This is a genomic window from Streptomyces sp. NPDC033174 (assembly GCF_055577795.1).
Map to the genome: position 1 here is coordinate 712,506 of NZ_JBVIPQ010000003.1, position 26,946 is coordinate 739,451.

At 69.4% G+C, this 26,946-nt stretch carries 21 protein-coding genes and 4 pseudogenes; 11 read left to right on the forward strand and 14 right to left on the reverse strand.

Annotation, left to right across the window (positions count from 1 at the left end):
• Nucleotides 1-96 precede the first annotated feature (96 nt).
• On the forward strand, nt 97-867 hold the full coding sequence (locus ACZ5VC_RS13365; RefSeq protein ID WP_469120177.1) for a hypothetical protein: 771 nt from the start codon (nt 97-99) through the stop codon (nt 865-867).
• A 332-nt stretch (nt 868-1,199) separates the two neighbouring features.
• On the opposite strand, the gene ACZ5VC_RS13370 is transcribed toward ACZ5VC_RS13365, so the two are convergent.
• A complete protein-coding gene (locus ACZ5VC_RS13370) occupies nt 1,200-1,664 on the reverse strand; it encodes a hypothetical protein (protein WP_469120178.1) in 465 nt (154 codons plus the stop codon).
• A 127-nt stretch (nt 1,665-1,791) separates the two neighbouring features.
• Nucleotides 1,792-3,858: an ATP-binding SpoIIE family protein phosphatase gene (locus ACZ5VC_RS13375; protein ID WP_469120230.1), complete on the reverse strand. Its 2,067-nt coding sequence runs from the start codon at nt 3,856-3,858 to the stop codon at nt 1,792-1,794.
• A gap of 877 nt (nt 3,859-4,735) precedes the next feature.
• Here ACZ5VC_RS13375 and ACZ5VC_RS13380 point away from each other — a divergent pair.
• The 3 genes and pseudogenes from ACZ5VC_RS13380 to ACZ5VC_RS13390 all read left to right on the forward strand — a co-directional run bounded on the left by ACZ5VC_RS13380 (nt 4,736) and on the right by ACZ5VC_RS13390 (nt 6,655).
• On the forward strand, nt 4,736-4,942 hold the full coding sequence (locus tag ACZ5VC_RS13380) for a hypothetical protein (protein WP_469120179.1): 207 nt from the start codon (nt 4,736-4,738) through the stop codon (nt 4,940-4,942).
• 178 nt (nt 4,943-5,120) lie between these two features.
• Nucleotides 5,121-5,347: pseudogene (locus tag ACZ5VC_RS13385) on the forward strand (lipase); the annotation flags it as partial.
• Nucleotides 5,348-5,431: 84 nt separating this feature from the next.
• Entirely contained in the window at nt 5,432-6,655 is a 1,224-nt protein-coding gene (locus ACZ5VC_RS13390) for a serine hydrolase domain-containing protein (protein WP_469120180.1), read from the forward strand.
• 29 nt (nt 6,656-6,684) lie between these two features.
• Here the strand turns inward: ACZ5VC_RS13390 and ACZ5VC_RS13395 are convergent, their stop codons facing one another.
• On the reverse strand, nt 6,685-7,077 hold the full coding sequence (locus ACZ5VC_RS13395) for a hypothetical protein (RefSeq protein ID WP_469120181.1): 393 nt from the start codon (nt 7,075-7,077) through the stop codon (nt 6,685-6,687).
• A 103-nt stretch (nt 7,078-7,180) separates the two neighbouring features.
• Nucleotides 7,181-8,116, reverse strand: a complete 936-nt coding sequence (locus ACZ5VC_RS13400; protein ID WP_469120182.1) for a LysR family transcriptional regulator — start codon at nt 8,114-8,116, stop codon at nt 7,181-7,183.
• Between the two features lie 135 nt (nt 8,117-8,251).
• Here ACZ5VC_RS13400 and ACZ5VC_RS13405 point away from each other — a divergent pair, with 135 nt between their 5' ends.
• The gene (locus ACZ5VC_RS13405; protein WP_469120183.1) at nt 8,252-9,565 is read left to right on the forward strand and encodes an MFS transporter; all 1,314 of its coding nucleotides are present in this window, start codon (nt 8,252-8,254) and stop codon (nt 9,563-9,565) included.
• Nucleotides 9,538-10,106 (forward strand): annotated as a pseudogene (locus ACZ5VC_RS13410) (HTTM domain-containing protein); the annotation flags it as partial. The gene ACZ5VC_RS13405 and the pseudogene ACZ5VC_RS13410, both read left to right, overlap by 28 nt.
• 24 nt (nt 10,107-10,130) lie before the next feature.
• Here ACZ5VC_RS13410 and ACZ5VC_RS13415 read toward each other — a convergent pair.
• Entirely contained in the window at nt 10,131-10,988 is an 858-nt protein-coding gene (locus ACZ5VC_RS13415; RefSeq protein ID WP_469120184.1) for a helix-turn-helix domain-containing protein, read from the reverse strand.
• 808 nt (nt 10,989-11,796) lie between these two features.
• On the opposite strand from ACZ5VC_RS13415, the gene ACZ5VC_RS13420 reads away from it, so the two are divergent.
• Nucleotides 11,797-12,138 (forward strand): hypothetical protein, encoded by a 342-nt coding sequence (locus tag ACZ5VC_RS13420; protein WP_469120185.1) that lies wholly within the window; start codon nt 11,797-11,799, stop codon nt 12,136-12,138.
• 1,279 nt (nt 12,139-13,417) lie between these two features.
• Here the strand turns inward: ACZ5VC_RS13420 and ACZ5VC_RS13425 are convergent.
• From ACZ5VC_RS13425 to ACZ5VC_RS13445, 5 genes are all read right to left on the reverse strand, one after another.
• Nucleotides 13,418-15,670: a TerD family protein gene (locus ACZ5VC_RS13425; protein ID WP_469120186.1), complete on the reverse strand. Its 2,253-nt coding sequence runs from the start codon at nt 15,668-15,670 to the stop codon at nt 13,418-13,420.
• A gap of 470 nt (nt 15,671-16,140) precedes the next feature.
• Complete coding sequence (locus tag ACZ5VC_RS13430; protein WP_469120187.1) at nt 16,141-16,548, reverse strand: hypothetical protein; 408 nt, start codon at nt 16,546-16,548, stop codon at nt 16,141-16,143.
• A gap of 56 nt (nt 16,549-16,604) precedes the next feature.
• A complete protein-coding gene (locus ACZ5VC_RS13435; RefSeq protein WP_469120188.1) occupies nt 16,605-17,504 on the reverse strand; it encodes an RNA polymerase sigma-70 factor in 900 nt (299 codons plus the stop codon).
• A gap of 132 nt (nt 17,505-17,636) precedes the next feature.
• Nucleotides 17,637-18,746: an NAD(P)/FAD-dependent oxidoreductase gene (locus tag ACZ5VC_RS13440; RefSeq protein ID WP_469120189.1), complete on the reverse strand. Its 1,110-nt coding sequence runs from the start codon at nt 18,744-18,746 to the stop codon at nt 17,637-17,639.
• 575 nt (nt 18,747-19,321) lie between these two features.
• Nucleotides 19,322-19,750, reverse strand: coding sequence for a MarR family winged helix-turn-helix transcriptional regulator (locus ACZ5VC_RS13445; protein WP_469120190.1), 429 nt, complete (start codon nt 19,748-19,750; stop codon nt 19,322-19,324).
• Nucleotides 19,751-19,879: 129 nt separating this feature from the next.
• Here ACZ5VC_RS13445 and ACZ5VC_RS13450 point away from each other — a divergent pair, with 129 nt between their 5' ends.
• The 4 genes from ACZ5VC_RS13450 to ACZ5VC_RS13465 all read left to right on the forward strand — a co-directional run bounded on the left by ACZ5VC_RS13450 (nt 19,880) and on the right by ACZ5VC_RS13465 (nt 24,461).
• On the forward strand, nt 19,880-20,764 hold the full coding sequence (locus ACZ5VC_RS13450) for an MBL fold metallo-hydrolase (RefSeq protein WP_469120191.1): 885 nt from the start codon (nt 19,880-19,882) through the stop codon (nt 20,762-20,764).
• Nucleotides 20,765-20,954: 190 nt separating this feature from the next.
• Nucleotides 20,955-22,382 (forward strand): MFS transporter, encoded by a 1,428-nt coding sequence (locus ACZ5VC_RS13455; protein WP_469120192.1) that lies wholly within the window; start codon nt 20,955-20,957, stop codon nt 22,380-22,382.
• A gap of 533 nt (nt 22,383-22,915) precedes the next feature.
• Nucleotides 22,916-23,437 carry an SMI1/KNR4 family protein gene (locus ACZ5VC_RS13460; protein WP_469120193.1) on the forward strand — a complete coding sequence of 174 codons (522 nt, stop codon included), beginning with the start codon at nt 22,916-22,918 and terminating at the stop codon, nt 23,435-23,437.
• A 202-nt stretch (nt 23,438-23,639) separates the two neighbouring features.
• A complete protein-coding gene (locus tag ACZ5VC_RS13465) occupies nt 23,640-24,461 on the forward strand; it encodes a hypothetical protein (RefSeq protein WP_469120194.1) in 822 nt (273 codons plus the stop codon).
• Between the two features lie 318 nt (nt 24,462-24,779).
• On the opposite strand, the pseudogene ACZ5VC_RS13470 reads toward ACZ5VC_RS13465, so the two are convergent.
• The 4 genes and pseudogenes from ACZ5VC_RS13470 to ACZ5VC_RS13485 form a co-directional block, all read right to left on the reverse strand.
• Nucleotides 24,780-25,365, reverse strand: a pseudogene (locus ACZ5VC_RS13470) (transposase); the annotation flags it as partial.
• Between the two features lie 89 nt (nt 25,366-25,454).
• On the reverse strand, nt 25,455-26,231 hold the full coding sequence (locus ACZ5VC_RS13475; protein ID WP_469120195.1) for an alpha/beta fold hydrolase: 777 nt from the start codon (nt 26,229-26,231) through the stop codon (nt 25,455-25,457).
• Nucleotides 26,232-26,415: 184 nt separating this feature from the next.
• The gene (locus tag ACZ5VC_RS13480; protein ID WP_469120196.1) at nt 26,416-26,787 is read right to left on the reverse strand and encodes a hypothetical protein; all 372 of its coding nucleotides are present in this window, start codon (nt 26,785-26,787) and stop codon (nt 26,416-26,418) included.
• 59 nt (nt 26,788-26,846) lie between these two features.
• Nucleotides 26,847-26,946: pseudogene (locus tag ACZ5VC_RS13485) on the reverse strand (IS481 family transposase); the annotation flags it as partial.

The window sequence follows — 26,946 nt, forward strand, 5'->3', positions numbered from 1 at the left end:
TGAGGGATCCCGGTTCTGGTCTCCTGCGCCTCATGCTGCACCGCTGGGGAGCACAACCCAGCTGTGAGGCGTTGCACCGTTGAAGGGAGGATCTTCTTGCACACACCGCACTACCCGCATGACGAGGAGGACCCGATGAGCGCGGTCGACGAGGGACGGCAGTGGCCGGACGAGGTCAGCGTCGACAACGCGAGGACGACGCTGCTGCAGCTTCTCGCGCGGGCGGGGGTCCCTTCCGATGACGCGCGGGAACTGATCGGGCTCGTCGAGGCGGGTGCACTGGCTCGTGTGTACGACGAGCTGAGCGGCGATGGCCGGAGCGCGCCGGGGGACAAGGGCGAGGCGTACGAATCGGGATGGCTCGACGGTGCCGGGGACCTCCTGGAAAAGCTCGGCGCCGTTGCCGAGCGGCATCTTCTACGGGTTGTAGGGCCGAAGGGCCGGCCGGACGAGGCCGGCGAGCGTCCGCGGGCCGGGCGTATGGAGGTGGAGCGGGCGCGGGTGGCGCTCACCCCGCTGTACCTGTCGTTCACCGTGGCCTCGGAGCTGGATCCGGAGGTGACCGAGGAGGTGCTCGCCGCCGTCCTCGCCACCATGAGCCTCCGGCAGCGGGCAGGGTACGCCGGGCGGCTGACGGAGTTTGCCGCTGTCCACCGCGCCCGGCTGGAGCGGCTGTTCGCGGCATTCGGGCCGGGCAGCCCCATCACGGTGCACGGCCGGTATTCGCTTCTCCACTCCGCCACGAGCGTTGCCGTGCTGGAGCGGCTCGTCGCCGCGCCGCAGGCGCTGAGGGAGGAGTGGGACGTCGCGGAACTGCCGCCCGCATGGCTGGACGGGCTGACGACCGCCTGGAACGCCCCCGCCTGACTGCGCGCACAGACGGTCAGCGCGGCAGTGCTGCGAGCGCCGGCCACGCTCGTCATCGGTCCGGGACAGATGTGTCCGGCGACGTGGCTCTCGGCCGCAGGGCCGGCCAGAGTGGGGGAGCTGGGTTCAGCCGCTCGACCGCGTCCAGTATGGCCATCTCTGTCCTGCTGGGCGGATCGTCGTGCGCGAGGCCTCGTTCATCTGTCCCAGCAGAGACCGCGCGCCCACGCGTGTGGCCCTGCTCCGGCTCCCGGCAATGAGGGGCGCCATGCGCTCCCACGCCGCATCCGTCAGCTCGGCACGACCACCACAAGATCAATTATTGGGCAGGTTCAATGCCGTGGATAGGTGGTGTAGATGGTGGCCGGCTCGGATGGCAGCGGCCGATCAGGGCAGAACTGAGGCAGATCGTAGCTAGGTATCAGGAAACTGCTGTAACTGGCAGGGGCGGAGCTCTCCGCCCAGAACACCCCGCCGGCGATCACGTGGCCGTTGCTGCCGGGCCCGGCCTCCAGAATGAATGCGCGCCAGTCGTGCCAAGGGCGCGGATCCGCAGCCCGTAGTTGTTCCTCCTCCAGTCCGGAGGCCGGCCGTATGGTGAGCGACTGGTAGTGATCGCGGATCGAGAGTGCGCCGACATCCGTGAACAGAAGCTCCAAGGTGGTCGGCAGCCCGGCGTTGGTGTCCGGCTCACCACGAAACAGCACCTGACTGTGCCCGACGATGTACGTGAAGAGGCGCAGGGGTCGCTCGAAGGAAACCGGCAGGTCTACCAACTCGGTCCGTCGCCCGGCCACACGAGCCTCCACCTCTGCATTCGCCGACACCTCGTCTTCCGGGTCTCTGCCCGGGGAGGTGAAGCGGCGTCACTCTACCGCTGGACGCCGGGAAGCCGCTAGCCAATGATCATTCGTCAGACAGGTCCTAGTGCTTGACATGTTCGAGGGGCAAGTCCAGTTCGAACCAGACCACCTTGCCCCGGAACGTAGCGTCAGCTCCCCATCGCTTGGCCAGCGCATCGACCACGGCAAGTCCGCGCCCGCTCTCATCGCTGTCCCGCGGCCACACCCGCACAGGCAGATACGGGGAGTCGTCGCCCACCTCGCAACGCAGGGCGTCCGCCTTGAAGAGCCGCACACTCACTGGCCGCTCCGCGTGGCGCACCGCGTTCGTCACAACCTCGCTGATCAGCAGCTCGACCGACTCCGAGAGCTCCTCCAGGCCCCAGTCGGCGAGCGCCTGCCGGGCCAGACGCCGTGCCCGGCCCGGTGACGCCTCCTCCGTCGCCAGGAACCAGTACGCCACGGCACTGGACGCGATCCCGTCGAGCCGGGCCGCGAGCAGCGCGACGTCGTCGTCCCGGTCACCCGGGCCGAGCATGTCCAGGACGTCGTCGCACAGCGTCTCCAGCCGCGGCGAGTAATCCGGGCCGGTCAGCTGCCCCGTCACCGCGAGGCGCTCCCGCAGCTGCTCGATCCCCGTCCACGCGTCCCGCAGCCGGGACTCGACCAGTCCGTCGGTGTAGAGCACCAGCGTCGCCCCGGTCGGCGCTTCCAGCTCGACCGCCGTGAACGAACCCCCGAGCTCGCCCGCACCGATGGGAGGGCCGGGCGGAACTCGCAGTACCTCCGCGTGACCCCCAAGGTGGAGCAGTACGGGCGGCGGGTGCCCGGCACTTGCTACGACGATTCGCTGAGCAATCGGGTCGTACACCGCGTACATGCAGGTCGCCATCCGGTCCGGGCCGAGCCTCTGCGCCTGTTCATCGAGCTGCTTCAGTACACCGTGCGGCGGCAACCCGAGGCCGGCCAGTGTCTGCACGGCAGTGCGCAGCTGGCCCATGATCGCGGCGGAGGTCATGGAGTGCCCCATGACGTCCCCGACGACCAGCGCGACCCGGCTGCCGGGCAGCGGAATCGCGTCGTACCAGTCGCCGCCCACCCGGGCGGTATCGGCGGCCGGCAGATAGCGCGACGCGAGCCGTACGCCGGTCGGCTGCGGCAGCGTGCCCGGCAGCATCGTGCGCTGGAGCTCGTCGGCGATGTACGCCTCGCGGCCGTACAGCACGGCCTTGTCGATGCTGAGCGCGGTGTGGGTGGCCAGCTGGGCCGCCGCCAGGAGGTCGTTGGGCTCGAAGCCGGGGCGCTCGGGGCGGCGCAGGAACACGGCGGCGCCGATCACCCGGCGCCGGCCGCGCAGTGGGGCGAGGATCGCCCGGCGCCCGCCCGGCACCGGATGGTCGGCGCCGAGCAGCTCGGGCAGCGCCTGTTGGGCGGCGGGTGAGTCGCCGAAGACCGGACGCACTCCGCGCAGTACGTCGGCGAGCGCGCCGCCGGCGCGGACCTCGCACAGCTCGGCTGCGGGCGCCGGGTCGGAGTCGGGAACGGGGACCACCTCCCCGCCCCCCAGGTCCGTTGAACGGAGCCGGTCGGTGCGGCGCAGCCGCAGCACGAACGGCCTCACCGGCCGCTCGGCGCCCACCGGAATGGGGTCGCGCAGATAGACCAGGATCGTGTCGGAGAAGGTCGGCACGGTGGCCCGGCACAGGCCGAGCACGATCTCGTCCAGGTCCATGCCGCGGTTGATCCGACGGGTAGCCGCACCGACGAACCGCATGATGTCGCCGGTTCGCCGGACCTCGACTTCCGAGCCGACCCCATTCCCACTGGTGGCGGGGTTGTTCGTAGTTGTACGGAACAACTCGCCGTCAGGCGGTTCGGCCGCAGCGCTGTCCGGTGCGCTCCGTACGACTTGGCCGGGGACGACTCGGTCGGCGGGCGGGCCTTGCACGACCTCCGCACTACGCCAGCCCACTTCTTCGGCTGCCTCCTGAACCGCCTCGTGCTCACGGTCCAGGACATCGCGGGCCTTTCGCAGGGTCGCGTCAACCTGGTCGAGCGCCGCGTCGTCCGCACCACGGGCTACAGGGCCGGGGATCTCGACGCCGGTTCCGTGCAGCGACGAGGTGGCGTCTCCCACGCTGCCTCGCAAGTGCTGCAGCTCGTCTTCCAGCGTCTTGATCTGACGGGCCGCGTGATCGGCGACCTGCTGCGCGGTGTCGCGTTCCGCCTCGGCTCGTGCGAGCTGCAGGCGGAGATCCTCACTCTGTGTCTGCGCCCGTCCAAGCCGGTTCTCGGCCCTCGCTTCGTCGTAGGGGCGTGGATCGGTGGAGGAGCGGATGGCGTCCAGCTGCCGTGTGAGGTGGGCGACTTGCGCCTGCGTCTGGCCGAGCAGGGCGAAGAGGACGGTGGCGACCTGTAGAGCCTGTTGCCGTGCTTGTTCACTGACCTCGTAGGCCTGTCGGACGCGGTTCAGTTCTTCCAGGGCAGCGATGGTTCGCTGCTGTGCTTCGACCAGGTCGTACGTCGGCCCGGCGGGGGTGGGGGCGTCGACAGCAGCGGCCCACAGCGGCTTGACCTGGTCAAGCCGTTCGGCTGTCTGCCGTCCCGTTTCGGCCGGGAAGCACACGTCCGCAACGGCTTCGGCGAGTTCCCAGGTCAGCCCGACACCGTTGAGTTGTTCACGTAGGCGTCGTAACGGAGGAATCTCGCCGCTGCTGAAGTGCTCCTGGGTGAGAAGTCCGTGCAACTTGGTCACGGACACATTGGAGGCGTCGAGCCAGCTCCGCAGGACCTGGACGAGGTCGTTGATCTCTTTGCTTGAGCCGCGGGCGTTCGCCCATGGCCGTCCCGGCCGTTTGGCTGTCCCCACGCCATCTCTCCCTCGGACAGGGGTTGTTCGCCGGACAACCCCACGTTGTTGTGAGAACAACATCCAATCGGCTCGCCCTGGCGAGTGGGGGGTGGATCGTTGAATCGCCCCGGTGCAAACCGCACCGGATCCACGAAGAGACCTTGGAGGGGGACTCGTGAACGTCACTCACACCGCGATGTTGCTCATGGCGATCGGCCTGGCGGTGGTGTTCTCGTTCCTGGTGGCCGGCGCCGCGTTCGCTGTCACACGGTGGGGCGGAAGCCCGGTGCCCGAATGCGTATCCAGGTCCGGCAAGGCGTTCGCGACGACGCTGACAGTCATCAGCGCTGTTCTGGTGGCTGCCGTCACGGTCCTCAAGTAGCCGAATCTCAGGTCGCCCGGCAAGGGCTTCCCGGGCGCGGGTCCGCGCAGGGCCGGCGGCCCCCCGCGCGACCTCTACCGGTACGCGGGCCCCGGCCCCGGCTCCGGCACCATCGGCATGACATGTCAAAGGTTCCGTTGCGCGGACGGCCGGAGCTTCAGCCGCCGGTATGCCCGGCAACGGCAGCTGCTCTGCAGGTCTCAGTGAGAAGTCCCGCGCCGCCCTGAACGCCGCAGTCGACGACATCAACGCTGTCACGGCCAAGCGGGCCGCCGACCATGGTTTCGCCTTCGGCGACGTCAACACCACCTTCGCGGACATGCGATCTGCTCCTCCGACCCGTGGCTGCGCAGCGTCGTCTTCCCCGTCGATGAACCCGGTCGCACTGCGGTAGCGGGATCGTGAACTCTCAACTCGGAAGCCCATGGTTGGCGTCATCTGCATCAAGGGAGCAGGCGCTGCCCCTTGATGACCAGGAGGCACAAAACCATGAGGCATCGGTCTGTACTCACCGTCTCACTCCCTCTGGCCGTGGCGTTATTCGGAGGAGTGGTGGCACTCGCCCCGTCCGCACACGCGGCGCGGTCGGAGCGCGGCGGCCACGAGGCGACCCGGACCGCACTTCGTGATCTTGTCGAGAAGGGCGGACTCCCCGGCGTGGCCGCCAAGGTTCGGGACCACAAGGGCAGTTGGTTCGCGGCATTCGGTTACGCGGACACCAGCACGGGCCGTAAGCGTTCCCCGGGTGATCACTTCCGTGGGGCCAGCATCACGAAGACGTTCGTCGCGACCGTCCTGCTCCAGCTGGAGGCGGAAGGGAGACTGCGCCTGGACGACACGGTCGAGGCGTGGCTGCCCGGCTTGGTGCAGGGCAACGGCTACGACGGCAACAAGATCACTCTGCGTCAGCTCCTCAACCACACCAGCGGCATCGCCAACTACACCGCGGATCCCGCATTCATCCACAATGCCGCCGGTCCCGGCTTCCCGGAGCACCGGTACGACACCCATACGCCCCGGGAACTCGTGGCGACAGCGCTGAAGTACCCGCCACGGCCCAATCCGGAGAAGGCTCCGCTGTACTCGAACACCAACTTCGTGATCGCCGGGCTGGTCATCGAGAAAGCGACGGGCCATTCGTACGCACAGGAGGTCAAGCGACGCATCATCAAGCCGCTGAAGCTGACCGGGACGTCCTTCCCCGGCACGACACCACAGTTGCCGAACCCGCACCCCGTCGGCTACTCCCGGCTCCATCAGGAAGGCCCCGACGCCGAGATCCATGACGCCACCGAGCAGAACATGACCTGGCTGGGCGCGGCCGGTGATGTCATCTCCACCAGTGGCGACCTCAACCGTTTTCAACATGCCTTGATGACTGGGCAGTTGCTGTCCACCGTGCAGATGAAGGAGATGTTCGACGAGGTCGGTGCGGGGGACGGGATCGGGTACGGGCTCGGTGTCGAGTTCGCGCAGTTGTCCTGCGGAGAGAAGGTGGTGGGCAAGAGCGGCCGTACGAACGGCTCCCTGTCCGCGATGGTCGGCACGCTGGACGGGAAACACCAGCTGACTTTCAACGTCAACGGCGACTGGCTGCAGGATGGATCGCTCTACGTGAATGTCATCGAAGCGGAGTTCTGCGGCAAGGTCCTGTCCACGACCGACAGGCCTTCGCCGTTGTCGGAGCTGGTTCGCCTGGATCCACAAGCCTGACGCCGACTTCGAGTGTGCGAGGGGTGTTCTCAGTGGTCCCCGGCGTGCGGTCGCACGGGGCGTGGCAGTGGCTGACGCCGTTCGCCCAGCGTGGTGAGGAGGAACTGGCGTGCCAGAGTCCGTATATCGTCCCAGGCCGGATCTGAAGTCAGGGCGCTGGCCCAGCGACCGGCGCGACCGGCGGCATCGATCTCGCCGAGGCGACGGCCGATCGCCTGAAGGTCGCGTAGATTCGCGGGTTCGAAGGTTCCGCGCTCCGTAAGTCCTTCGGCAATGCGGCAGAGGAGCTCGATCTCCTCAACGACGGTCCCTGTCTCCACCTCGCGCTCGCCCAGCCAGGCAAGCTGATCTCCGGGGTCGGCCGCGAGGAGGGCCAGAAAGCGCATTGTCCAGGTGCGCAGTTGCGCATCAGCGAGGTTCATGCGCGCAGGATCGCACCGAACCTCCGTCAGGCTGTCCGACGGGCCTCGGGACCCCTCCAGCCCGAGCCACGGTCCGTCGTCCGGCCATCATGATCGGCGGCGTTCAGCGCGGAATCACCCAGCCCGGTGCCCAGGTCCCGGCGGTGTGGTGGCCGGCCGCTGTGGCGGTGAGGTGGGCGCGGAGGGTGGCCAGCGCCGGGTGGGGGTTGTCACGGTGCCAGAGGAGCGAGTGCGGGTAGACGGGTGTCGGGTCGGTCACCGGGATTCGGCGCAGACCGTGGTCGGCGGGCCAGACGAGTCGGGTGTGCTCGCCCATGAAGGTGGCCAGGGCCGGGGTGTCGGCGATGGTGTCGAGGAGTGCGTCCGAGCCGAAGTTGGGGCCGGTCGCCTCAATGGTGAGTTCGAACTCGGCGACGAGGTCGTCGTAGTAGGCGGCCCACTCGGTACCGGGGACGATGCCGGGCATCCAGATCCGGTGCCCGGCGAGTTGAGCGACGGTCACCGACTTGGCGCCCGCAACCGCGTGGGCGGGGCCGGTGAGGAGTTGGAGCGGCTCGTCGAGTACCCGGACGGACTCAATGTCCTCGGGAAGGGGTCGGCCGGGCGCGGCGACGGCGCGGAAGGACGCGTCGATCTCACCGGACCGGATGGCGGTGACGGCCGTCTCGATGTCGATCAGCATCACCACGTCGAGGTCGATCTCGGGGTGCGCGCGGTGGAAGCGGCGCATCAGGCCCGACGGCGCAACGCGCGAGGCGATCACGTCGACGCGTAGTGGACGGTGGCCGGGGCGCACGGACGCGACGGCGCGCTCGGCGACGCGCAGCAGCTCGCGCGCGTGGGGCAGGAACGCCTGCCCGTCGATGGTGAGCTCGGCGCCGCGCGCGGTGCGGATGAACAGCCGCACGCCGAGGTTGCGCTCCAGCGCGGCGATGCGCTTGGAGACAGCCTGCTGGGTGACCGCCAGCTGGGCGGCAGCCTCCTGGAACTGACCGGCATCGGCGGCGGCGACGAAGGTGCGGACGGTGTCGAGGTCCATCCCGACACCCTATGGGCACAACCGTTGGTTGTACCCATAGGGTCACACGGTTGTTTGATCCCCGGGTGGGGTGCTCGCTTTGATGTTTCCGAACGCGGATCGGTTGTGCGGTTGAGTGGCGAAGGGTGGGCGGGCATGAGGAGCGGGCGCCGGCTGGGACATCTGCTCGGACGTCGGCTGGGGCGCCGTTTCGGTTGGCTCTGGGGAGCGTACGGAACCAGCGCGCTCGGCACCTGGCTCGCCTTCGGCGCGTTCCCGCTGATCGCCATCCGGGTGCTGCACGCCGGACCGGCCGAGGTCGCCGCGCTCTCCTCCGTGGGGGCTGCGGTGGGCGCGGCCGTGGCGGTGCCGCTCGGCCCGTGGGTGGAGTTCCGCCGCAAGCGGCCGGTGCTGATCGCGATGGATCTGGTGCGGTTCGCGGCGCTGCTGACGATCCCGGCCGCGTTCGCGCTCGGCGTGCTGACCTTCCTTCAGCTCCTGTTGGTCTCGGTCGTCGTCGCGGCGGCCGACATCACCTTCCGCGCCGCCTCCGGCGCGTACCTGAAGACGCTGCTGCGGGCCGAGGACCTGCTCGTCGCCAACGCCCGGTTCGAATCCACGGCCTGGACGACCACGATCGTCGGTCCGCCGCTGGGCGGCGCGGCGATCGGGCTCCTCGGTCCGGTGGCGATGGTGGTGGCCGACGCGGTCAGCTATCTGCTCTCCGCCCTGGGTATCCGCGCGATGGGCGGGCACGAGCCGCGGCCCGAGCACCGGAAGGCCGCGCGCGTGCGGGCCGGGGACCTGCTCGACGGTTGGCGGTACATCCTCGCCGACGCGACGCTGCGACCGCTGTTCTTCAACACCGCCTTGTTCAACGGCCTGGTGATGGCCGTCCAGCCACTGCTGGCCGTCCTGATGCTCGGCCGGCTCGGGTTCGCACCGTGGCAGTACGGCCTCGCCTTCGCCGTTCCCTCGATCGGCGGACTGCTCGGCTCGCGGCTGGCCCGACCGCTCGTCACCCGGTTCGGACAACGCCGGGTCCTCGTCGTGGCCGGGACGCTGCGCGCGATCTGGCCCGTCGGCCTGGCCTTCCTGGGGCCGGGCACCGGAGGGCTGCTGTTGGTGATCGGCGTCGAGCTCGGACTCATCTTCTGCTGCGGCGTCTTCAACCCCGTCTACACCACCTACCGCCTCGAACGCACCGCAACCGACCGGGTCACCCGCACTCTGTCCGCCTGGGCGGTGACGACCAAGGCCTCGACCGCGCTCCTGACGGCCGTCTGGGGCGTGCTGGGCGGCCTGCTCGGCTTGCGTACGGCCGTCGGCCTGGCCGGTGTGCTCCTGCTGGCGACCCCGCTGCTGATCCCCCGCGCGGCACCGCACCGCCGACCATCCGGCGGCCCCCTCCGCTGGTGCCGGCCACGGCCGCGCTCCGGGCCCGGCTGCGCGACGCGCGACTGGCCGTGATCACCGCTCTGCACAACTGCGGCATGTTCGGCATCGCTGCCCAGGTCTGCTTCCTCTACGGATGCGCGGGGCTGTACAAGGTGCAGGGCGGCACCTGGGGCAACGGGACGGCCCTGCACTACGTCCTCACCCTGGAACTGTTCCAGCCCTGGCCCGCGCTGTCGCACATGGCGGACAATCCATGACGTGCTGGTCGCCGCCGCCGGCTGCCTCACGGTACTGCTGCAGGTCGCTTTCCCGTTCGTCCTGTTCGGCAGGCTCAAGTACCCCGTTGTACATGCTGCTGAGCATGCACGTGGGGATCGCGGTGCTCATGGGACTCCCGCTCTTCTCCGCCGCGGTGATCGTCGCGGACGCCGTGTTCCTTCCCGATCGCTTTTGCGCTCTGGGACGGGTGTGGCGACACGCCGCGCGGCGCGCCGGCGTCACGGTTCGCAGGGACGTGTCAGCGCCGGAACCCGCACTCGTACCCGCGCAGCCCGGACCGCCCGTCGAGGGCATGCCGGGCTGCGTGCCGGAGACGGCGGCCGAAGGGGCATGACTGAGAAAGGGTGCCGTACCGGGTCTACCTGCCGGTGTAGGTCTTCGTGATGTCGACGAGTAACTGCCGGGTATGGTCCGGGCTGAGGGCCTGGGCCTGCAGATGTGCGTACATCACGCGGTAGGGGTCCACGTCGGATCGTTTCTCCAGGTACACATCGCTGGTCAATCTCTCCAGGTACACCACACCCGTGTCAGAGGCGTCGGCGACGTGAAGGATCGAGAACTGTCCCAGAATGCCCGGGTGTCCCACCTCGTGGGGGAGCACTTGCACGGTGATGTGCGCCTGGGTACTGAGGCAGCGCAAGTGCTCCAGCTGTTCGCGCATGATCTCGGGGCTGCCGACGACCCGCCGCAGCGCTGATTCGTCCAGCACGACCCACAGGCGCAGCGTGCGGGCGGGATGGTTGGCCCGGTGCTGGCGGCCCATCCGTACCTCGAGTCGGGTGGCGGCCTGCTCGGCAGTGGCGGGAGGGATCGTTTCCTCGATGACCGCACGGGCATAGGCGGGAGTCTGCATCAGCCCCGGAATGACCAGGGGATCGAAGGAGTGGATCGAGGCGGCTTCTGCTTCCAGACCGACGTAGACGCTGTACGGAACATCGCCGTAGACGTTCCACCACCCCTGCTGGCTCGATTCCCTGGCCATCTTCCTGAGGGAGTTGACGAGCCGCTCGTCGGTGACCCCGTAGACCTCGCACAGGTCGCGGATGTCGCGGGCGCTGACGGGACGGCGGCCGGTCTCCATGTGGCTGATCTTGGCCTGGGAAACCAACAGAGCCGTCGCCACCTGCGTACCCGTCAGACCACTGGCCCGACGAAGCCGGCGAAGTTCCGCTCCCAAGCGGCGTCTCCTGACGGTGGGGTTTCCATTCGCCGCCATCGGCGGTGTACCTCCGAATCCATTCCCCTTGCACCGCCCGCAAACCGTGGCGGCAGTTTCCTTGATCGCATTTTGGAGTCCGGCGTCCGGAGCCTGCCCAAAACGCGCACGATTGCGCGAAAGCTGCACCTATCCGGAGCAACGAGCCGTAACTCAGCCACTTGACGGGCGTTGACGAACGCCGACACGAACTCCAGCGAGCCGACCGTCGCGCCCGGCCGGACCTCCCCGGCCTCGAGCACAACGCGAAAACCCCGTCCGTATGGGCCGCCGCTCCGGCGAGGGCCGCGCAGATGCGCGGTGAGAATGGGGGCGGTGGTGACGGGTGGATCACGGCCCGCCACGGTGTCCGGCATAGGCTCGTTGGGCTGGTCATGGACCCGAGAACCGTTCCAGCGCAGAGGAGTTTCGCCGATAGGAGGGCGGGCGGTGGGCGGGTTTCGGATTCGCCGATCTACGACGCGATTGAGCGGCAGTGGCTTCTGGAGGGACGGGAGATCCCCGGGGGAGAGGGGCCCGCGCCCAGAGGTAGGCATCGGTCAGGGGATCGAGACCTGTTCCACCGCGACTGACCGGACGAACGGTTGAAGTCCGCAGCCGGCCGCGAGCTCAGGCCGGAGGTGGCCAGGGGGAGTTCACCCGCCGCCTGTGGAAGCCGCGAACCCCTCGATGGCGTCGCGCATCGGTTCATCTCTTTTGTGACGAGATGGGATAGGAGGCATTTGGGTGGTAAAGGCCGCGCACCGCAACTGCCCTTGGTGCCTGTGCGCTCTTCTTCTCCAGTTGCACGACAACAGAGGAGGCATTCATGGCCGGGTTGCAGGGTTTCACCACGGGCACGACCGCGCTGCTGGATCTCGACCCTTACCGCTTTCCCGCCGTGTTCTTCATGGACGGCTGCCTCGGCGAGACCCAGGCTGCCCAAGGCCTTGAGGAATCCGGCGACTACCTGCTGCCCGCACCGGAGTTTTCCAGCCGTCTGCTGACTGCTCTGGAGCCGGCGGACCGTCGCCGCCTCGAGCTGCACGCGGCCCTCACCACGGCGGGGATCGCACCACTGCCGGGCGACCTCCACGCCATCGAGGCCCTGTGCACGCTGGACGACATCACCCACGTAGCACTCCAGCGGTGGATCAACCGCACACCATGACCGGGGCAGGACCCGAGGCGGATCCTCATAGGGGCACCCGGTTGCTTTTCCTCGTCCCGGATCGAGGCGTCGGCAGCGTTGAGGCGGGGCGGCAGGCTCTCGATCTGAGGAGCCGGGTCCGGCAGCCGTCTCGAGATATTGGCGTCTTCTGGCGGCAAGTCGGTTCACCGGGACGGGGAATGGTGCCGCTCCAGCGGCCGCGGCAAGGGCGGCCGAAGTGGCTGCCTCCATGGCGGAGAACTCATCCCGTTCCAGGTTCTGGCAACGCCTGACAGATCGTAAGAATTGGCGGGCTGAATCCGCCACTCTCCGCCTCCCTGCCCATACCGCTATTGGTCCGGGATAGTCGGCCTCTTCACCGACTGGTCACGGGATGGGGTAGGGGAATGAAAAAAAATTACTCTTTGCGCTCGGCTCGGTGGCTGGCCTCTGTCTGCGATGACCCGATCGCGTGTCTGCGCGAGTGGAGACTGGGCGAACGGGGCGTGGTGCTCTTGCCGGTGGGCCGGCTCTGGGATGCGGTGGCGGTGCCGGACACACTGGGGCGCAGTCTCCTGGATGGTGTCGCGCGGTCAGGGCTTTTGGCCACCGGCCCGGTGCTCTGCGACAGCAGGCGTCAGGAGCTCGTGCTGCTGATGGCTCCGGGGAGCCCTGCCATGAGACTGGTGGGGGCAGCTCGCTATCTGACACTCGGCACCTGGCTGGCCGTACCCGACCCCGGCCGGAACGTGCCGGGCCTGTCCTGGCTCGTCCCGCCCGACGGAACCGGAACGCTGTTCTCCCCGGCGGACGTGTACCCAGCCCTCGCGCCGCGACGGTCGCTCAGAGAAGAACGTGAGAGAGGGAAGCGGTCATGGCTCCGAAGGCGAAGTTGGCTCATCCTCTGACTGCCTGGTTTCCGCAAGCGCGACGGCACAGTCAGAACTTCCTGTACCAATCGAAGGTATCCACTTCCGCGATATTTTATGGCTTACTGCATCGCATGGCCTGGGGTGCCTGCAAGGACATCTACCGGCTGAGAGCCAGGCCATGTGACCCTTCAGAGCCTCAGTGCTGCCCGGGTGCGCCCCCGGCAACGCGCGAGGACGCCAGTTGACTTAGGCTCCCCGCCCGCAGAGGGAGGCGATTCCTGACGCATTCCTGCCCGGGGCGGAGGCTGTGGTTCCGCCGTGATGCGGTCAAGGCGAGCGACACAGCTGATCACGTGACCGAACGGGCCTTCTCCGATCACGCCAGGCTGGTGGTCGCTACTTCCGCTCTCCGGGCCTGAAGGGGCCGGTCAGCGGCGAACCTTCAGGCTCCATTTCTCGGAGGTGCGGACCCCGATCAGGCCGGGCGGGACCAGGTAGACCCCGGGCTCCCGGCACAGCTGCTGCTCGGGGCGCAGGTACGCGTCCATGGTGGCCAGCACTATTCCCTCGGACTCGGCCCCGGGGTCGACCCGTACCTCCACCTTCGCTGCGGAGCCGGTCATCTCCACCAGCTCCCAGCCGTGGCCGGACAGCTTCCGCTTCAGCTCGCGGACGTCGTCCAAGGGGAGTACCTCCAGCTTCCAGGAGGCCGCGTGGTCCAGCTTCACGACCACGTGGCACCAGCCCTTGGGCCCGACGGCGAGCGGGCCGGTCATCGGCAGCCGGCTGCCGATCCGTCCGACCCTGTCACTCGTGCCGTCCGGCTGGACGGTGTGTACATAGCTGATGATGTCCTCGGAGCCGTCGCACGTGGCCCGGATCAGGGCGGGCGGGCCCGCATAGCGCAGGACGGCCTGCCCCCGCCCCTCGGCGCACTTGCCCAGAGCCTCCACCGTGTCGAGCGGGCGGACCCGGAGCCGCCAGTCGCCGGAGCCCTCGACCCTCACCCGCACCTCGGGCTCACCCTTGGCGAACGCCAACAGCTGCCCCCGCGCGTCCCTGGTGGTGGAGTAGATGCTCAGCTGGTCCACCTCGCCCTTCTCGTCGAGCCGCCAGATCCAGAACCAGCTGTGCCGCTTGGGCACCCTGGTCCGCTCGAACTCCACCACCGCCGGCCGGCCGGGCTCCGGGTTCACCACGGTCAGCTCCAGCGTGCCGCGCCCCTCGTAGACGCCGGTGGCCAGGGACCGGGCGCGGGCCCGCTCGGCCTCTTGCGGCGTGCGGTGGTGTCCCGGCGCGGGCGTCAGCCCGGCGGTCCAGCCGGCCACCGCCGACACGAGCACCAGCAGCGGCCCGGCCGGGACCGGGTGGGTGGCCTCGACCCGGCCGTCGTCGTCGGCCAGCGGCTTCCGCTGCGCCGGCTCCACACCGTCGAGCCGGGCCGTGGCCGCCTCGAAGCGGGCGGAGCGCGGTCCGTGGTGGCTCAGGATCAGGTCGGCGGCCGGGCCGTCGTGCAGGAGTACGTCCGGGCCGGTGCCGGAGACGGTGCCGTCCAGCGGGCGCGCGGCACCGAGCGACAGCACCCGCAGGGTCCAGGCGCCCGACGTCTCGACGCGCAACCGCAGGGCGCGCTTGCCGCGGACGGCCAGGACCCGGGCCTCTCGGACCGGGGCGGTGGTGTCGAGGAGGACCTGGTCCTGCGCGTCCTCGCGGTCGAGGGTGGCGACGGTGAAGCGGCCGCCGCCGGCCGCCGACATCTCGATGATCAGCGGGCCCTTCGGGGCCGGCCGGCCGAAGGAGAGGACCTGGTCTCCTTCGCCGTGCACCTCGTGGAACACCTCGCCCGCGGGGACGGGCGCCGACCCCTGCTCCGACCCGGCCGCCGGGCCCAGCACCTTCGCCAGGGAGGCCGCCAGGGACGCGGCCTGCGCTGCGACTTGGGCCCCGCTCGCCGGCACGCCCCGCGCCACGGCCGGTGCGGGGCTCGCGGCCGGGCTCCCGCCTGCGTCCTGGCGGGCCCCGGCCGGCGCCTGGCCGGGGCCGGCCGCCGCCGGGGCCCCACCCATGACGGTTTTGCCCGTGGTCAGGGCGGGGGGCGGGGCGGACTCCTTGTGGACCTCGGTCATCGCCGGGCCCGGCACCGGCGCGGCAGGAAGGGCCTCCGCGGGTATGCCGTAGTCGGCGGCGAGCGCGGCCGGTCCGGCGCTGTAGCCCTGGCCCACGGCGCGGAAGCGCCAGGCCCCGTTGCGGCGGTAGCACTCGCCGAGCACCAGCGCGGTCTCCCCGCCGGCGTCCGTGACCTCGTACCGCGCCACCGGCGGGCCCTCGCCGCCGGCCACCTCCACGGACAGCCCGGCGACCGCGCCGAACGTCCCGCCCGCTGTGAGGACGGCGATCAGCACCCGTTGTACGGCGGGTTCCACCGCCTCCTCGTCCACCTCCAGCCGCTGGACCAGGAGCCCGCCCTCCGCCCCTGCGCCCAGGTGCCGTACGGAGCCCGAGGGGTGCGAGGGCCGGTCCCCCCGGACCACGTCGGCTTCACCGCGGACCCGGCCCGCCGCGTCCAGCAGCACCGCCGTGGCGGCCACCAGGGGGGTACCCGGCCGGGCCTCGCGGGCCACGGTGATGCGGAACGGACCTCCGGGCAGCGGGGTGTTGGCCCCCTTGATGATGATCGTCATACCGGCATCCTGGCACCGGCCGCCATACGCAGTCGATGAATTCCGTCGGACTCCGAGGGCAGGCGACCCCGGCATGCCGAAGGGGCCCGTTTCCGGGGGCCATGAAACGGCCCCCGGCTGATCGGCGAGCGCCGTCCCTCTTCCAAGTCCGGGTGAAAGCCCAAAAGGAGCACGCCCGAGGCATTCGACAAGGGATTCAGCGAGCACGAAGCCCTCAAGAAGCAGTACGCCGATCTGCGGCAGCACTGCGCCGGCCTCGAGGAACGTTCGTGCGTCTAGGTAATCTCGGGCTCCATGGGCCCGGGCACGGCTGCGAATTGCGACTCGATCGCTGCCGCAGAGCGACGCCGACGATGACGGTCCGGAGTCACACCGGGCATCGGGGCGCCCGGCCGGCCGTTGCCGAGACGGCTCTCGTGGCCGTTGGCTCGCCGTCGAGATCGCCATCCACGGCGGTTCACAGACGGCGGCTACGACGTGGCAGCGGGACGCAGCGGCAAGCGCGGAGACAGTGTCTGGACCAGGGCCAGGGTGCTGAGGGCGAACATAACCACACCCAAGGGGACATGGAACGAGGGAACGTGCGCGACGCCCAGCGCGACCTGCGCCGAGGCGAGGAGGAGGAAGCCGGTGGCGTACAGGACGGGGCGGGGTGATCCGCCACCCGGGCGCCAGGCCAGGATCGCGGCGAGCACGTACAGCATGGCGGCCGCGTACATCACCTTCGATCCGACGTCGTGCATCAGATAGCCGTGGGACGAGGTCAGCAGCATTCCCGCAGTGACCGCCTGGAAGAAGAGGGTCAGGGTCTGCAGGGCTATCGCGGTCCTGAGGAAGGGGAGGCCGCGCGGCGCGGCGGCCGTCATCTGTCTGGTCATGGTGTGGTCCCTCTTGTGGTGTGCGGCAATGGGCGGGTGTTTCCGAGGCGTTGGCGTCAGCGCAGGGTGAGCGGGGTCTCGGACGTGACGCGGGTCAGCTTCTCGGGGTTGCGTACGAAGTAGAGGCCGGTGATGCGGGCGTCCTCGACACGGACGGCCATGACGCTGTCGAACTCGCCGCCCATGTATACGGCGAGTCCTGGGCTGCCGTTGACCACGGTGGGCTCGCAGGTGATCGTGGCCTCGATCTTGGCGGAGCCGCCGAGGTAGAAGCGGACGATCTTCTCGGCGCCGATGACGGGCCTGAGCGCGGCGCGTTTGACGCCGCCGCCGTCGCTGAGCAGAACGACATCGGGGGCGAGAACGTCGAGGAGGTCCTGCGGGTTCCCGGTCTCGAGGGCGCGCTGGAAGGACTCCAGTGCCGCCCGGGTCTCATTCGGAGAGGCCGTCCGGCGGGGCCGGCGGGCGTCGACGTGCCCACGGGCGCGGTGCGCGATCTGCCGTACGGCCGCCGGGGTCTTGCCGACGGCCTCGGCGATCTCGTCGTAGTCGACCTCGAAGACCTCGCGCAGCACGAACACCGCCCGCTCGGTGGGGGAAAGACTTTCCAGGACGAGCATCATCGCGATCGACATACTCTCGGCGAGTTCGATGTCCTCGGCCACGTCCGGCGTGGTGAGCAGCGGCTCGGGCAGCCACTGGCCGACGTACGCCTCCCTGCGGCGCTTCATGGTGCGCAGCCGGTTGAGCGCCTGACGGGTCGTGATCCGCACGAGGTACGCCCGCTGGTCGCTCACCTGTCCCAGGTCGGCCTTGACCCAGCGTAGCCAGGTCTCCTGGAGGACGTCTTCGGCGTCGGCCGCCGAGCCGAGCATCTCGTAGGCGACGGTGAACAGCAGGTTGCGGTGGGCGACGAAGGTGTCGGTCGCCGTCTGGGCGGTGGTGTGGTCGGTCATCTTTCGGTTTCTCTCCTTCGAATGCGTGGTCAGAATGCCCGCCCGCGATGGCCGATGCCCCGCGCGTGGCCTGCGGCGGTTGCAGGCGGTGCTCGCCCATCGGGGCAGGTGTGCACGACGAAATCGGGGTTCTCAGCCATGGGTGACTCCTCCGTTTTCCAGGGGTCGGACCATCTCCTCGACGGACAGATCCGGCGCGGCGGCCAGGCGGCGCTTGCGTTTGGGCAGGCCGAAGGCCGGGTGCGAGGTGGTCCACAGCGGCATCTTGAGGATGCCCGCCTTGATCCGCGCGGCTTTCCGGCCGCCCATGTACGTCGGCTTTGCCTGTCCTTCGTGGTTGACCATCTGCAGGATCCCGTCCCGCCGCCCGAGGCTGAAGTGGTTGCCCGGGTAGACCAGCTTCGTGTGCGGGATCTGGCGGCCGGTCAGGCGTCCCACGATCGCGGCCGTGGCCTGCATGCCGGTGTAACCGGCCGAAGCGCAGGACATCGGCAGCGGCCGGCCGTTGGCGCCGATGGCATAGACGCTGCCGCCGGCGGCGTAGACGTTCGGGTGCGAGACCGACCGCACAGTGCGGTCGACGACGATCCGACCGTTCTCGGTGACCTCCAGCCCGCCGGCGGCGGCGATGGGGCTGACCGCGAACCCGGCCGTCCATACGGCTGCGCCGGACGCCAGGGCCGTGCCGTCGGCGCACAACACCCGCGTCGCTGCGACGGCTTCGACGCTGGTGTGCTGGACGGCGATGCCCAGCCGGTCGCAGGCGTGGCGCAGGTGGCTGCGGGGTCCGGTGGAGAGCGGGGCGCCCAGCTCTCCGCGCGCGACCAGCGCCACCGACAGCCCGGGCCGGGATTCGGCGATCTCGGTTGCGGTCTCGATGCCGGTCAACCCCTCGCCGACGACCACCACACTCCCGCCTTCCCGCAGGCCGTCCAGACGCTCGCGCAGGCGCAGCGCCGAGGGCCGGGCGGCGACATCGAAGGCGTGCTCAGCCACACCGGGGACGCTCCGGCCGTCACCGTGGCTACCGAGCGCGTAGAGAAGCGTGTCGTAGCCGAGGTCCTCGGCGCCCTCGGCGCCGGCCACGGCGACGACCTGGCGCTCGGGGTCGAGGGCGGTGACACGGGCCAGGCGCAGCCCTGTCCTCCCGGTGAGTTGAGTGGAACGGCACCCCGATCGCTGACGTGAACTGACACCTGCGTATCCGCTGCCGATCACGACCGTCTCGATCGTCTCGGTCATGCTGTCTCCTCTGTCTCAAGGGGTTCGGCCTCAAGACACCGCGCGACTGGTCGCTGTGACAGCTTGTGAGGCAGATCACTTCGCAGGTGTGGGCTCGGCACGCGACGTCCTCACCCACCTCCACACGAGCCCGCGTTCGGGTCGGCAGGCACCGGCCGGAGCTCACCGCTGACCAGGCCGCACTCGCCCAACGGCCCTACGTAGAGCGGGAGAGGACCGTCCAGCAGATCGCGACATGTTCGGCGTGCCGAGGCCGACGGTGTACGGGCGCATCCTCGGGAATACCACGACCGTGCCGCGCCTATCGAAGAGGACTCAACAACAGGCAGAGGACGGGAGGCAACCACGGAGCCCGATCCGCTGCTTCGAGGCATCGGCGACGACGCGGATGGACACGCCTCGGGTCCCGGAACATCAGCGGCCGCTGGCCCAGAACGGTCGCCGTGCTGCACGGAGCCGTCAGGCACTCACCGCCGCGGCCGCGAGCGCGGTCCTGGCGGGCGGCCCGACGATGGGCCCCCGGGCGGCGACGCCCCCGCGCTCACGGCTGTATCCGGTTGCCGCGCGGACGCGTCTCACGGACGGGTCACGGCCTGCTCCAGCAGGCTGTGAAGGACGCGCTGCTCCTGCGGGGTGAGGCCGGACAGCGGGGCGTCCACGGCGAGGAGTTCGAGGAGACGTTCGCGCAGTGCGGTGCCCTCGGGGGTGAGGACGAGGTGCTTGGCGCGGCGGTCCGTGGGGTGCGGGTGGCGCTCGATCAGGGTCTGCTTCTCCAGCTTGTCGACGACGAAGGTGGTGTTGGAGGGCTCGCAGCTCATGCGCTCGGCGAGCTCCCGCATGGTCATCGGCCCGCTCATCTCCCGCAGCGCGGTCGCCTGGGGCGCGGTGAGGCCCAGGGTGGCGGCACACTCCCGCACGTGCTCGGCGATCCGCTGGGCCAGTCCGTTCACCAGGCTGCACAGCTGTCGCTCGGCGATGGCCTGCGCCTGAGGGGACGTCGTCATGCCACCACTCTAGCAAGTCCCTCAAGCAGAAACATTTACAGCTTGAATGATTCGAACTTGATGCTTATGGTGGGCTCGCCGCCGCGGGATCCGCGGCGCGACCTGAGCACGACTCACAGGAGTGAACACATGGCTGACTTGACGGTGGATCAGGGCGGACGACTGCGCCGGCCGGCGGGAATCCGCTCGATACGGCTGGGCGATACGAAGGTGTCGTACGTGCCGGACGGCGATGTGCGGCTCCGGCCGCTGCAAGTGCTCCCGGACACCACCGACGAGGTGTGGGCCGCGCACCCCGAATACCTGGACGCCACGGGCCACCTCGTCGGGAGCGTCGGCGGTCTGCTGGTGGAGCACGGTGACCGCGCGCTGCTGATCGACGCGGGCTTCGGCCCGCAGAGGCTGGAGGCTCCGGACGGCCCCATCGGCGTGATCCACGGAGGTGCGCTCGCGCACAGCCTGGCCGAACTCGGCCGCGGTCCCGAGGACATCGAAGCGGTGGCCTTCACCCACCTCCACGCCGACCACCTCGGCTGGGCCTGCCATCCCGCCCCCGGCGGTGACCAGCCCGTGTTCGCCCATGGCGAGTACCTGATCTCCCAGGCCGAGTGGGACCGGCGCGACCTCCTGGAGGCCCAGGGCATGACCGAGCACGTCGCGGCCCTCGCGGCGCGCGTACGAACGATCACGGACGGGCAGGAGATCTTCCCCGGAGTGCGCGTGCGGATCACCCCCGGCCACACCGTCGGGCACGCCGAGTACGTCATCACCGGGGGCGGACGGCGTCTGATCGCCTTCGGTGACGCGGTGCATTCACCGATCCAGATCGATCACCCCGACTGGTCCTCGGCCTTCGACCACGACCCCGCCCGGACCGCCGACCACCGCCGCCGCCTCGTGGCCGAGTTGGGGGAGCCCGGCACGATCGGCTTCGGCGTCCACTTCGCCGACGTGGTGTTCGGACACGTCCGGCAGGGCGGAGACGGCCCGGCTTGGCAGCCCCTGGACGCCTGACCCGCCAGGGCGGCGGGGTCGCAGCGGCCGGCACCGGCAAGCCAGAGGCACGAGACAGGAGGCACGAGACAGGAGGCACAAGGCCCGGCAGGCAAGCCTGCCAACCTGGGCCGGGCCCGTGCCCCGGACCGGTCCGCCACCTGGACCGGCCCGGCTGGCGGGCCGTCCGCACCGCAGATCTGCTGGGGGGATGAACGCGACGACCACGGATGCTCCGCCGGCAGCCTCGAAGAAGCGGGCCGGGGCCTTCACCGCGGTCTCGATCGCCCTGTTCTGCATCCAGGTCGACTTCTTCGCGCTGAACCTGGCCATCCCCGGTGTCGCCGAAGAACTGCACGTGACCATCTCCGCCGCCCAGTGGGCCTTGTCCGCCTACATGCTCGCCATCGGCTGCCTCTTCGTGGTGGGGGGCCGGCTGGGCGACCTCCTCGGCCGCCGACCGGTGCTGCTCGGCGGCATCGGCCTGTTCGGCGCGGCGTCCGTGGGCTGCGCCCTCGCCCCCACCCTGGGCGTCCTCGTCGCGGCCCGTGTCGTGCAGGGTGTCGGCGCGGCGCTCGTCTTTCCGGTCTCCGTCGCCGTGATCACCAACGCCTTTCCCGAGGCGACCCGGGCCCGTGCGCTCGGCGCGGTGTTCGCCGTCGCCAACGTGGGCACCGCCGCCGGGCCGTTCGTCGGCGGAGGTTTCACCGACGGTCCCGGCTGGAGGTGGATCTTCTGGCTGCTGGCACCTCTGAGCGCGATCGCCCTGCTGATCGCCCTGTGGTACGTCCCCGACTCCCGCGACGAGACCGCTCCTCGCCAGGTCGACCTGCCCGGGTGCCTGGCCGTCGTGACCTGCCTGGCCGCGCTGACGATCACCGTCGAACGTGGCAGCGCCTGGGGCTGGGACCACGCGCGCACCCTTACCCTGCTCGTCGTCGCCGTCGTGAGTGGCGCCCTCTTCGTGCTGCGCGAGCGCACCTGCCGCCACCCGCTGGTCGACTTGCGGCTCTTCCGCAACATCCCCTTCGACCTGATCACGGTCATGGGATCGGTCTGCAACATGGGCTACGCCGTCACCGTCTTCCTCGCCACCCTGCAGCTCCAGCAGGTGCGCGGCCTGTCCGCCCTGTTCGCCGGGACCGTCTTCCTCGCCCCGGCGCTCATGGTGGCCTGCGCCGGCCCACTCGGCGCCTGGCTCTCGTCCCGGATGCGTCCCACCACCGTCATGGCTCTCGCCGGAGCTGTCGCCGGCTCGGGCATGATCGGCCTGAGCCTGGTGTGGGCCTGGTGGCTCTACCTCCCGGTCCTCACCTGGTGCGCCCTCGGTCTCGGCCTCGGCTGGACCTTTTCCAGCGTCGCCACCCAGCAGATCATCGAGCCCGCCCGCGCCGGCGAAGCGTCCGGTGTCGTCCTCACGGCTCTGGTCGTCCTCGGCGCGATCGCGCTCGCCGCCACTGCGTCGGCGATCGCCGCGCTCACCCCCGAGACCGGCCCGGAGGAGGCCTACGACGCGATCCTGCGGACCGGCGGCGCGACCATCCTCGCGGCCGCCGTTCTCGTGCTGCTGGTCAGCCACGGGCCGGCCGTCCGGGCGCGTGTGCCGGGACACGACCGTACGGATGCCCGGCCGGCGTGACGCTGCCCGCGATCCGACCCTGATTGCCGCGTACTCCGTCGTCATGCGGCCGAGGCGCGGCGGCGGTACGGGTGCTGAACCACCACGCCGCAGCACGCGCCGTGGCCACCGGGCGGTTCGACTGTCCGGTGGCCACGGAAGGCGCCACCGTCCGACCACCGAAGTGGGCGGCGTGGTGGGGGAACCGCCACGATTTGTGAGCTTGGCGGGTGACGGCGGCCGCAGGGGAGGAGGGGGCGACTCGGGCGGGCAGGTCCACTCCATTGCCGCCGGCAGGATCCGCGTGCAGGTCGACCAGGTGCTCGACGCGGGTATCTGCGACTTCTGGGTGAGACCCCGACGACCTCTTCTTCTACGACGATCCGGTGGACACCGCGACCGCGATGTACGGCACGGCGAAGCAGGTGCCGCCGAGCGCACCGGTGCCAGACCTGGCGCCTGTCTCCGTGACCGGGGGGGGCGAGGATACTTTCTCCTGTACTGCGGTCAACTCCAAGACATGCATCGGCTCGACGCGCTAGAAGGACCTAGTAGTGGCAACGCTTCCAGAGATAACAGCCCTGTTGGGCGAACCCCGGTTCAACTGGTCGAATCCGGCGCCATGGATCGCACTGGAGCAGGAACTCGGTATCGAATTCCCTGCGGACTTTCGTGAGATCGTCGACGCCTATGGTTCGATCACGGTCAACAAGCAGTTGTATCTGAAGCATCCCGCCGGCCGTCTTCTGCACGATCTGGGAGCAATGATCAGGGGTGATCTCGATCTCTGGCGCGAGGAGGACATGGCGGAGTTCCTGCCGAGTCCGGTGGGGGCGAACCCCGGGGAACTGGTGCCGGTGGCGTCGGCCACGACGGGTGAGGCGGTTTTCCTTCGCATTCCCGACAACCGCCAGTCGCCCTGGCGTGTCGTGGTCCAGGAGTTCGACAGTCCGGCCTGGACTCTCTACGAGATGACGTTCAGTGAGTGGCTGCTGGCTTACCTCAAGGGCAGGGACGTGACGCTGTGCTCTCGAAACTTCGCGCCTGACGGTCCGTTCTACGAATTCCTGCCCTGAAGGTGACGGCGGGAACAGCCGTTCCGTTCGGTGTCCGGCGCGACTGAATGGAAAGGGTGAACCACGACGTTCCGGGCGGGGGGCAGGAGGTCTTTGCCCGTCGATTATTCAGCGTCGGCGTGCGTCATCGTGACCAAACTGTCGTTGACAGCCACCTTCGGCGGCGCGGAGGGTGTCGGCTGGGACGACTGGGGTGGGGAACGTGGAGCAGAAGCAATACCTGGAGCGGTGCTCCGAGCTCTTTGAGGTAGGCGGATTCGCCGCTGTGAGAGACACGGCGGAGGCCGGGCTCGAGGAACTTGGGCCCGATCCCGTTCTCCTTCGCTGGCTTGGGCGAGCACATGCAGCCGAGGACGAAGACGATCATGACTCCGCTGCTGAGACCGCGTACCGCCGGGGTTTGGCTCTCGCGCCGAATGATCTCGGTCTTTTGGTGTCGTATCTGGAGCTGTGCCTTCGTTCCGACGGCTTCGACTACCCGGGACGCGCGAGCCGCGCGGTGGCGCTGCGGGAGCAGATCGAGACTCTGGCACCGGCCGGGTCCGTCGAACGACAGCGGGTCGATGCCGCGAACGGCCGGGCCGGTCGCAGTCATTGGGACGATCCAGAAGGCCGTCGTGGGCACCACACAGCAGTATCGGAGCAGGGCGCCCTGGTCACTGACGCCCTACGACGAGCTGCCCGCGGCGATTTCGACCAGGATCCTGGAGAAGACCTCCACGCCGCCGAACTGGCTGCAGCGGTCGAGCTCCTTCAAGGGCGTCGAAACGCACTGCTGCGCCTGCTTCTGGCTCATCGATCGGCGGCGTATGCGTTGACGTTCGTCTTTTCAGTCGGCCTCAACGCGGCGCTGGTACGGAGCGGAGCGGTGGACTTCAGCTTGTGGGGCTGGCTGCTCTGGATACCGCTGCTCGCTGCGGAGGCTCGTCTTCGACAGGCCAAGCAGCTGGCTCGCGAACGCGTCATCGCCCGAATGCAGGAACGCCACCGGCAGCAAGGCAAGCCTGAAGCGCTCTCGCCCTAGAGTCACGTCCTCCTACTGGCCGGCCGACTTGATCCGCGTTGGAACGCGCCTATCGCTGGAATGGCGTCGGGGAGCGTGGGACAACTAGCCTTCCCGTTTCACTTGAGTTGGCTGAGCTGGGCTGATTGTGATGGGCCATGGCTGTCGGCGGGTGGGCACACCTGGGCCCGGCGCTCGGGTCGGGTGCTCCGGTTCCTCGGGTTGTGGGTGAGCAGAGACAGCGCCGTTGGTCGGGTGGCTGGCCTCGGTAGGGCCGCGAGGCAGGCGAAAGCGTTCGCCAATTCATGTCGCCAAGGCCAGGTGGCGGCCATCCGCAGGTGTGTTGTCCAGGAAGCACAGCAGCGGATGGAAGCCGAAGCCGTGTTTGTGGGTGGCGGCTGCCTGTTCCTTCTCGGAGTGGCCGGTGACGAGGGTGGCGTCGAGGTCCAGGATTAGGCCGGGCAGGTCGCGTCCGCCCGCGCGGGAGACCGGTGTCGCGCACCGGGTCTCGGCGGCCTGCAGCCAGGCGGTCGCCCCGGGCGGCGGCGCGGGCCCTGCGCAGTGCCGCGAATGTGGTGGTGTCGATGTCGGCCAGGACGCGCCCAGGCGGTGGGAGTGGAGGCAACCGGGCCGAATTCCTCGCGCTGGTCGCGCAGAAGGGCCAGGTTCGGCGATTGCCTCGCCGCCGTCGGCGAGCATCACCGCCAGGTCGACCGCTACACGCCCGGCATCGTGGCCGGTGCCGCGCGGCCGCAACCGGTGCAGCGCGTTGGTGAAGGCGTTGGTCAGGCCGTGGCGTCGGCGAGATCGGCCGGCACGCGGGATCCGGCGTGGCTGACCACTCCCGACCGTCGGCCGAGACGACAAGCTTGGGACGCGACCCGGTCGTGTGCACGCAGAGAGTGCCTTCCCGCTGTGAGGACAGAGACCTTCGACACGCCTCATCACCCCAGTTCAGAGGGCGCTTTCGCTTTCCGGGTCAAGATCCGGACACAGCCGCAAATGAAAAGCGGGCTAGCGGCCCAGGAATCTCTCGACCACTGTCGCCAGAGCCTCTGGGCTCTCATCCGGGGCGAAGTGGCCGGCGTCGTTGAAGATCTCGAGCTCAGCGTTCGGATACCACTGCAGCCAGGTGGACCGCATGGTGTCAGGGCCCATCGCCGGGTCGTTCGCACCAGCCACGACAAGCACCGGGGTCGGATTTCCCTCGAGCCGCTCGTGGATGTCGGAGCCGCGAGTCCAAGATTCGAGGTACGAGCGCAGGGCCGCCGACGAGGAGCGTTCCGAGCCGCTCACCCTGGCGTCCAGCCACGCATCGTCGTGCCGACCGCCGGTGGTGACGTCAAAGATCGTCCTGCGGTTGCCGGAATCCTCCACGGCTCCGGCGAACAGCTCCCACATCTCCCCTTCGAGCGGGAACCCGGACGCAGGTACCGGCGAGATGCCGACGATCGAGCGGACCCGCGAGGGGGCGTCCAGCAACATCAGCTGGGCCGCCTTGCCGCCCATGGAGTGACCGATCACCGAGAAATTGTCCCAGCCCAGGTCGTCGCTCACGGCGAGAGCGTCCGCCGCGACCTCCTCCATCGTGTACGTCCCAGGGATGTCCATCGCCTCGCCGTACCCACGGCAGTCCACGAACGCGTAACTGAACGCGCTCCCGTCCAGGTACCGCCGCAGATGGCCGAAGCTCGACCTGTCGCTGAGCCAGTGGTGGAGTGCGAGGACCCGCTCCGGACCGTTGCCCTGTACCTCATACGGAATTGCATGTCCTGCTACATGACCTGTCACAACGCTGGGTCTCCCCCTCCGGGCCGGGCCCGAAATCCCGTCGGCTTGGGGCTTCGCTCCAACGGCGTAGCAAGCAAGCGAGCGGGCGACCGGCGGCGTCGCAGGCCAGATGAATCTTGCCGGTGGGGCCACCCGGCCCGGAAGTTCCCTTCGATCCCGTGAGGCCACCCGGTCGTCCAGCCGCTTACGGCCACGCAAGCGCCTCGCCGGTGTTGGCCAGGGAGCACACCAGCGGGCGGAACCCGAAACCGCCCTTGAGGGTGGGTGCGGCCGCCTCCTTCTCGGAGTGGCACCAGCGTGACGTCGAGGTCCAGGACAAGGCCGGGCAGTATGCGTCCCGTCGTCCGGGCGGCGGATACGCTCTTCCGGCTCGGCGGCCTTCAGCCAGGCGACTTCCCGAGCCGAAGCGCGGCCGAGCGCAGAAAGACAGTGCCCGCTTGTCAACGTCGGCGAGCAGCCGCCAGGCCGTCGGTGTCGAGGCGACGACGCCGAACACTTCGGTCTGGGCCCGCAGCACGGCGAGGTTCGCAAGGGTCTCGCCGCCGTCGGCGAACATCCGGTCAGGTCGGTGGCGACCCGTCCCGGATCATGTCCGATCCCGCGAGGCCGCAGCGGCTAGATGTATTGACTCGCAGCGTTGTTGACGCGGCTGATCGGTGGCTTGCCTTCGAGTGCGGTGTGGCAGCGGTGGTGGTTGTAGGTGTGGAGGAAGTCT

Coding starts and splice junctions, on each gene's coding strand:
- ACZ5VC_RS13435 (WP_469120188.1), bottom strand. CDS start 17,504: ATGACCGACCACACCACCGCCCAGACGGCGACCGACACCTTCGTCGCC.
- ACZ5VC_RS13445 (WP_469120190.1), bottom strand. CDS start 19,750: ATGACGACGTCCCCTCAGGCGCAGGCCATCGCCGAGCGACAGCTGTGC.
- ACZ5VC_RS13480 (WP_469120196.1), bottom strand. CDS start 26,787: ATGTTCGCCGACGGCGGCGAGACCCTTGCGAACCTCGCCGTGCTGCGG.
- ACZ5VC_RS13390 (WP_469120180.1), top strand. CDS start 5,432: ATGAGGCATCGGTCTGTACTCACCGTCTCACTCCCTCTGGCCGTGGCG.
- ACZ5VC_RS13440 (WP_469120189.1), bottom strand. CDS start 18,746: ATGACCGAGACGATCGAGACGGTCGTGATCGGCAGCGGATACGCAGGT.
- ACZ5VC_RS13455 (WP_469120192.1), top strand. CDS start 20,955: ATGAACGCGACGACCACGGATGCTCCGCCGGCAGCCTCGAAGAAGCGG.
- ACZ5VC_RS13405 (WP_469120183.1), top strand. CDS start 8,252: ATGAGGAGCGGGCGCCGGCTGGGACATCTGCTCGGACGTCGGCTGGGG.
- ACZ5VC_RS13420 (WP_469120185.1), top strand. CDS start 11,797: ATGGCCGGGTTGCAGGGTTTCACCACGGGCACGACCGCGCTGCTGGAT.
- ACZ5VC_RS13425 (WP_469120186.1), bottom strand. CDS start 15,670: ATGACGATCATCATCAAGGGGGCCAACACCCCGCTGCCCGGAGGTCCG.
- ACZ5VC_RS13415 (WP_469120184.1), bottom strand. CDS start 10,988: ATGGCGGCGAATGGAAACCCCACCGTCAGGAGACGCCGCTTGGGAGCG.
- ACZ5VC_RS13395 (WP_469120181.1), bottom strand. CDS start 7,077: ATGAACCTCGCTGATGCGCAACTGCGCACCTGGACAATGCGCTTTCTG.
- ACZ5VC_RS13450 (WP_469120191.1), top strand. CDS start 19,880: ATGGCTGACTTGACGGTGGATCAGGGCGGACGACTGCGCCGGCCGGCG.
- ACZ5VC_RS13400 (WP_469120182.1), bottom strand. CDS start 8,116: ATGGACCTCGACACCGTCCGCACCTTCGTCGCCGCCGCCGATGCCGGT.
- ACZ5VC_RS13430 (WP_469120187.1), bottom strand. CDS start 16,548: ATGACCAGACAGATGACGGCCGCCGCGCCGCGCGGCCTCCCCTTCCTC.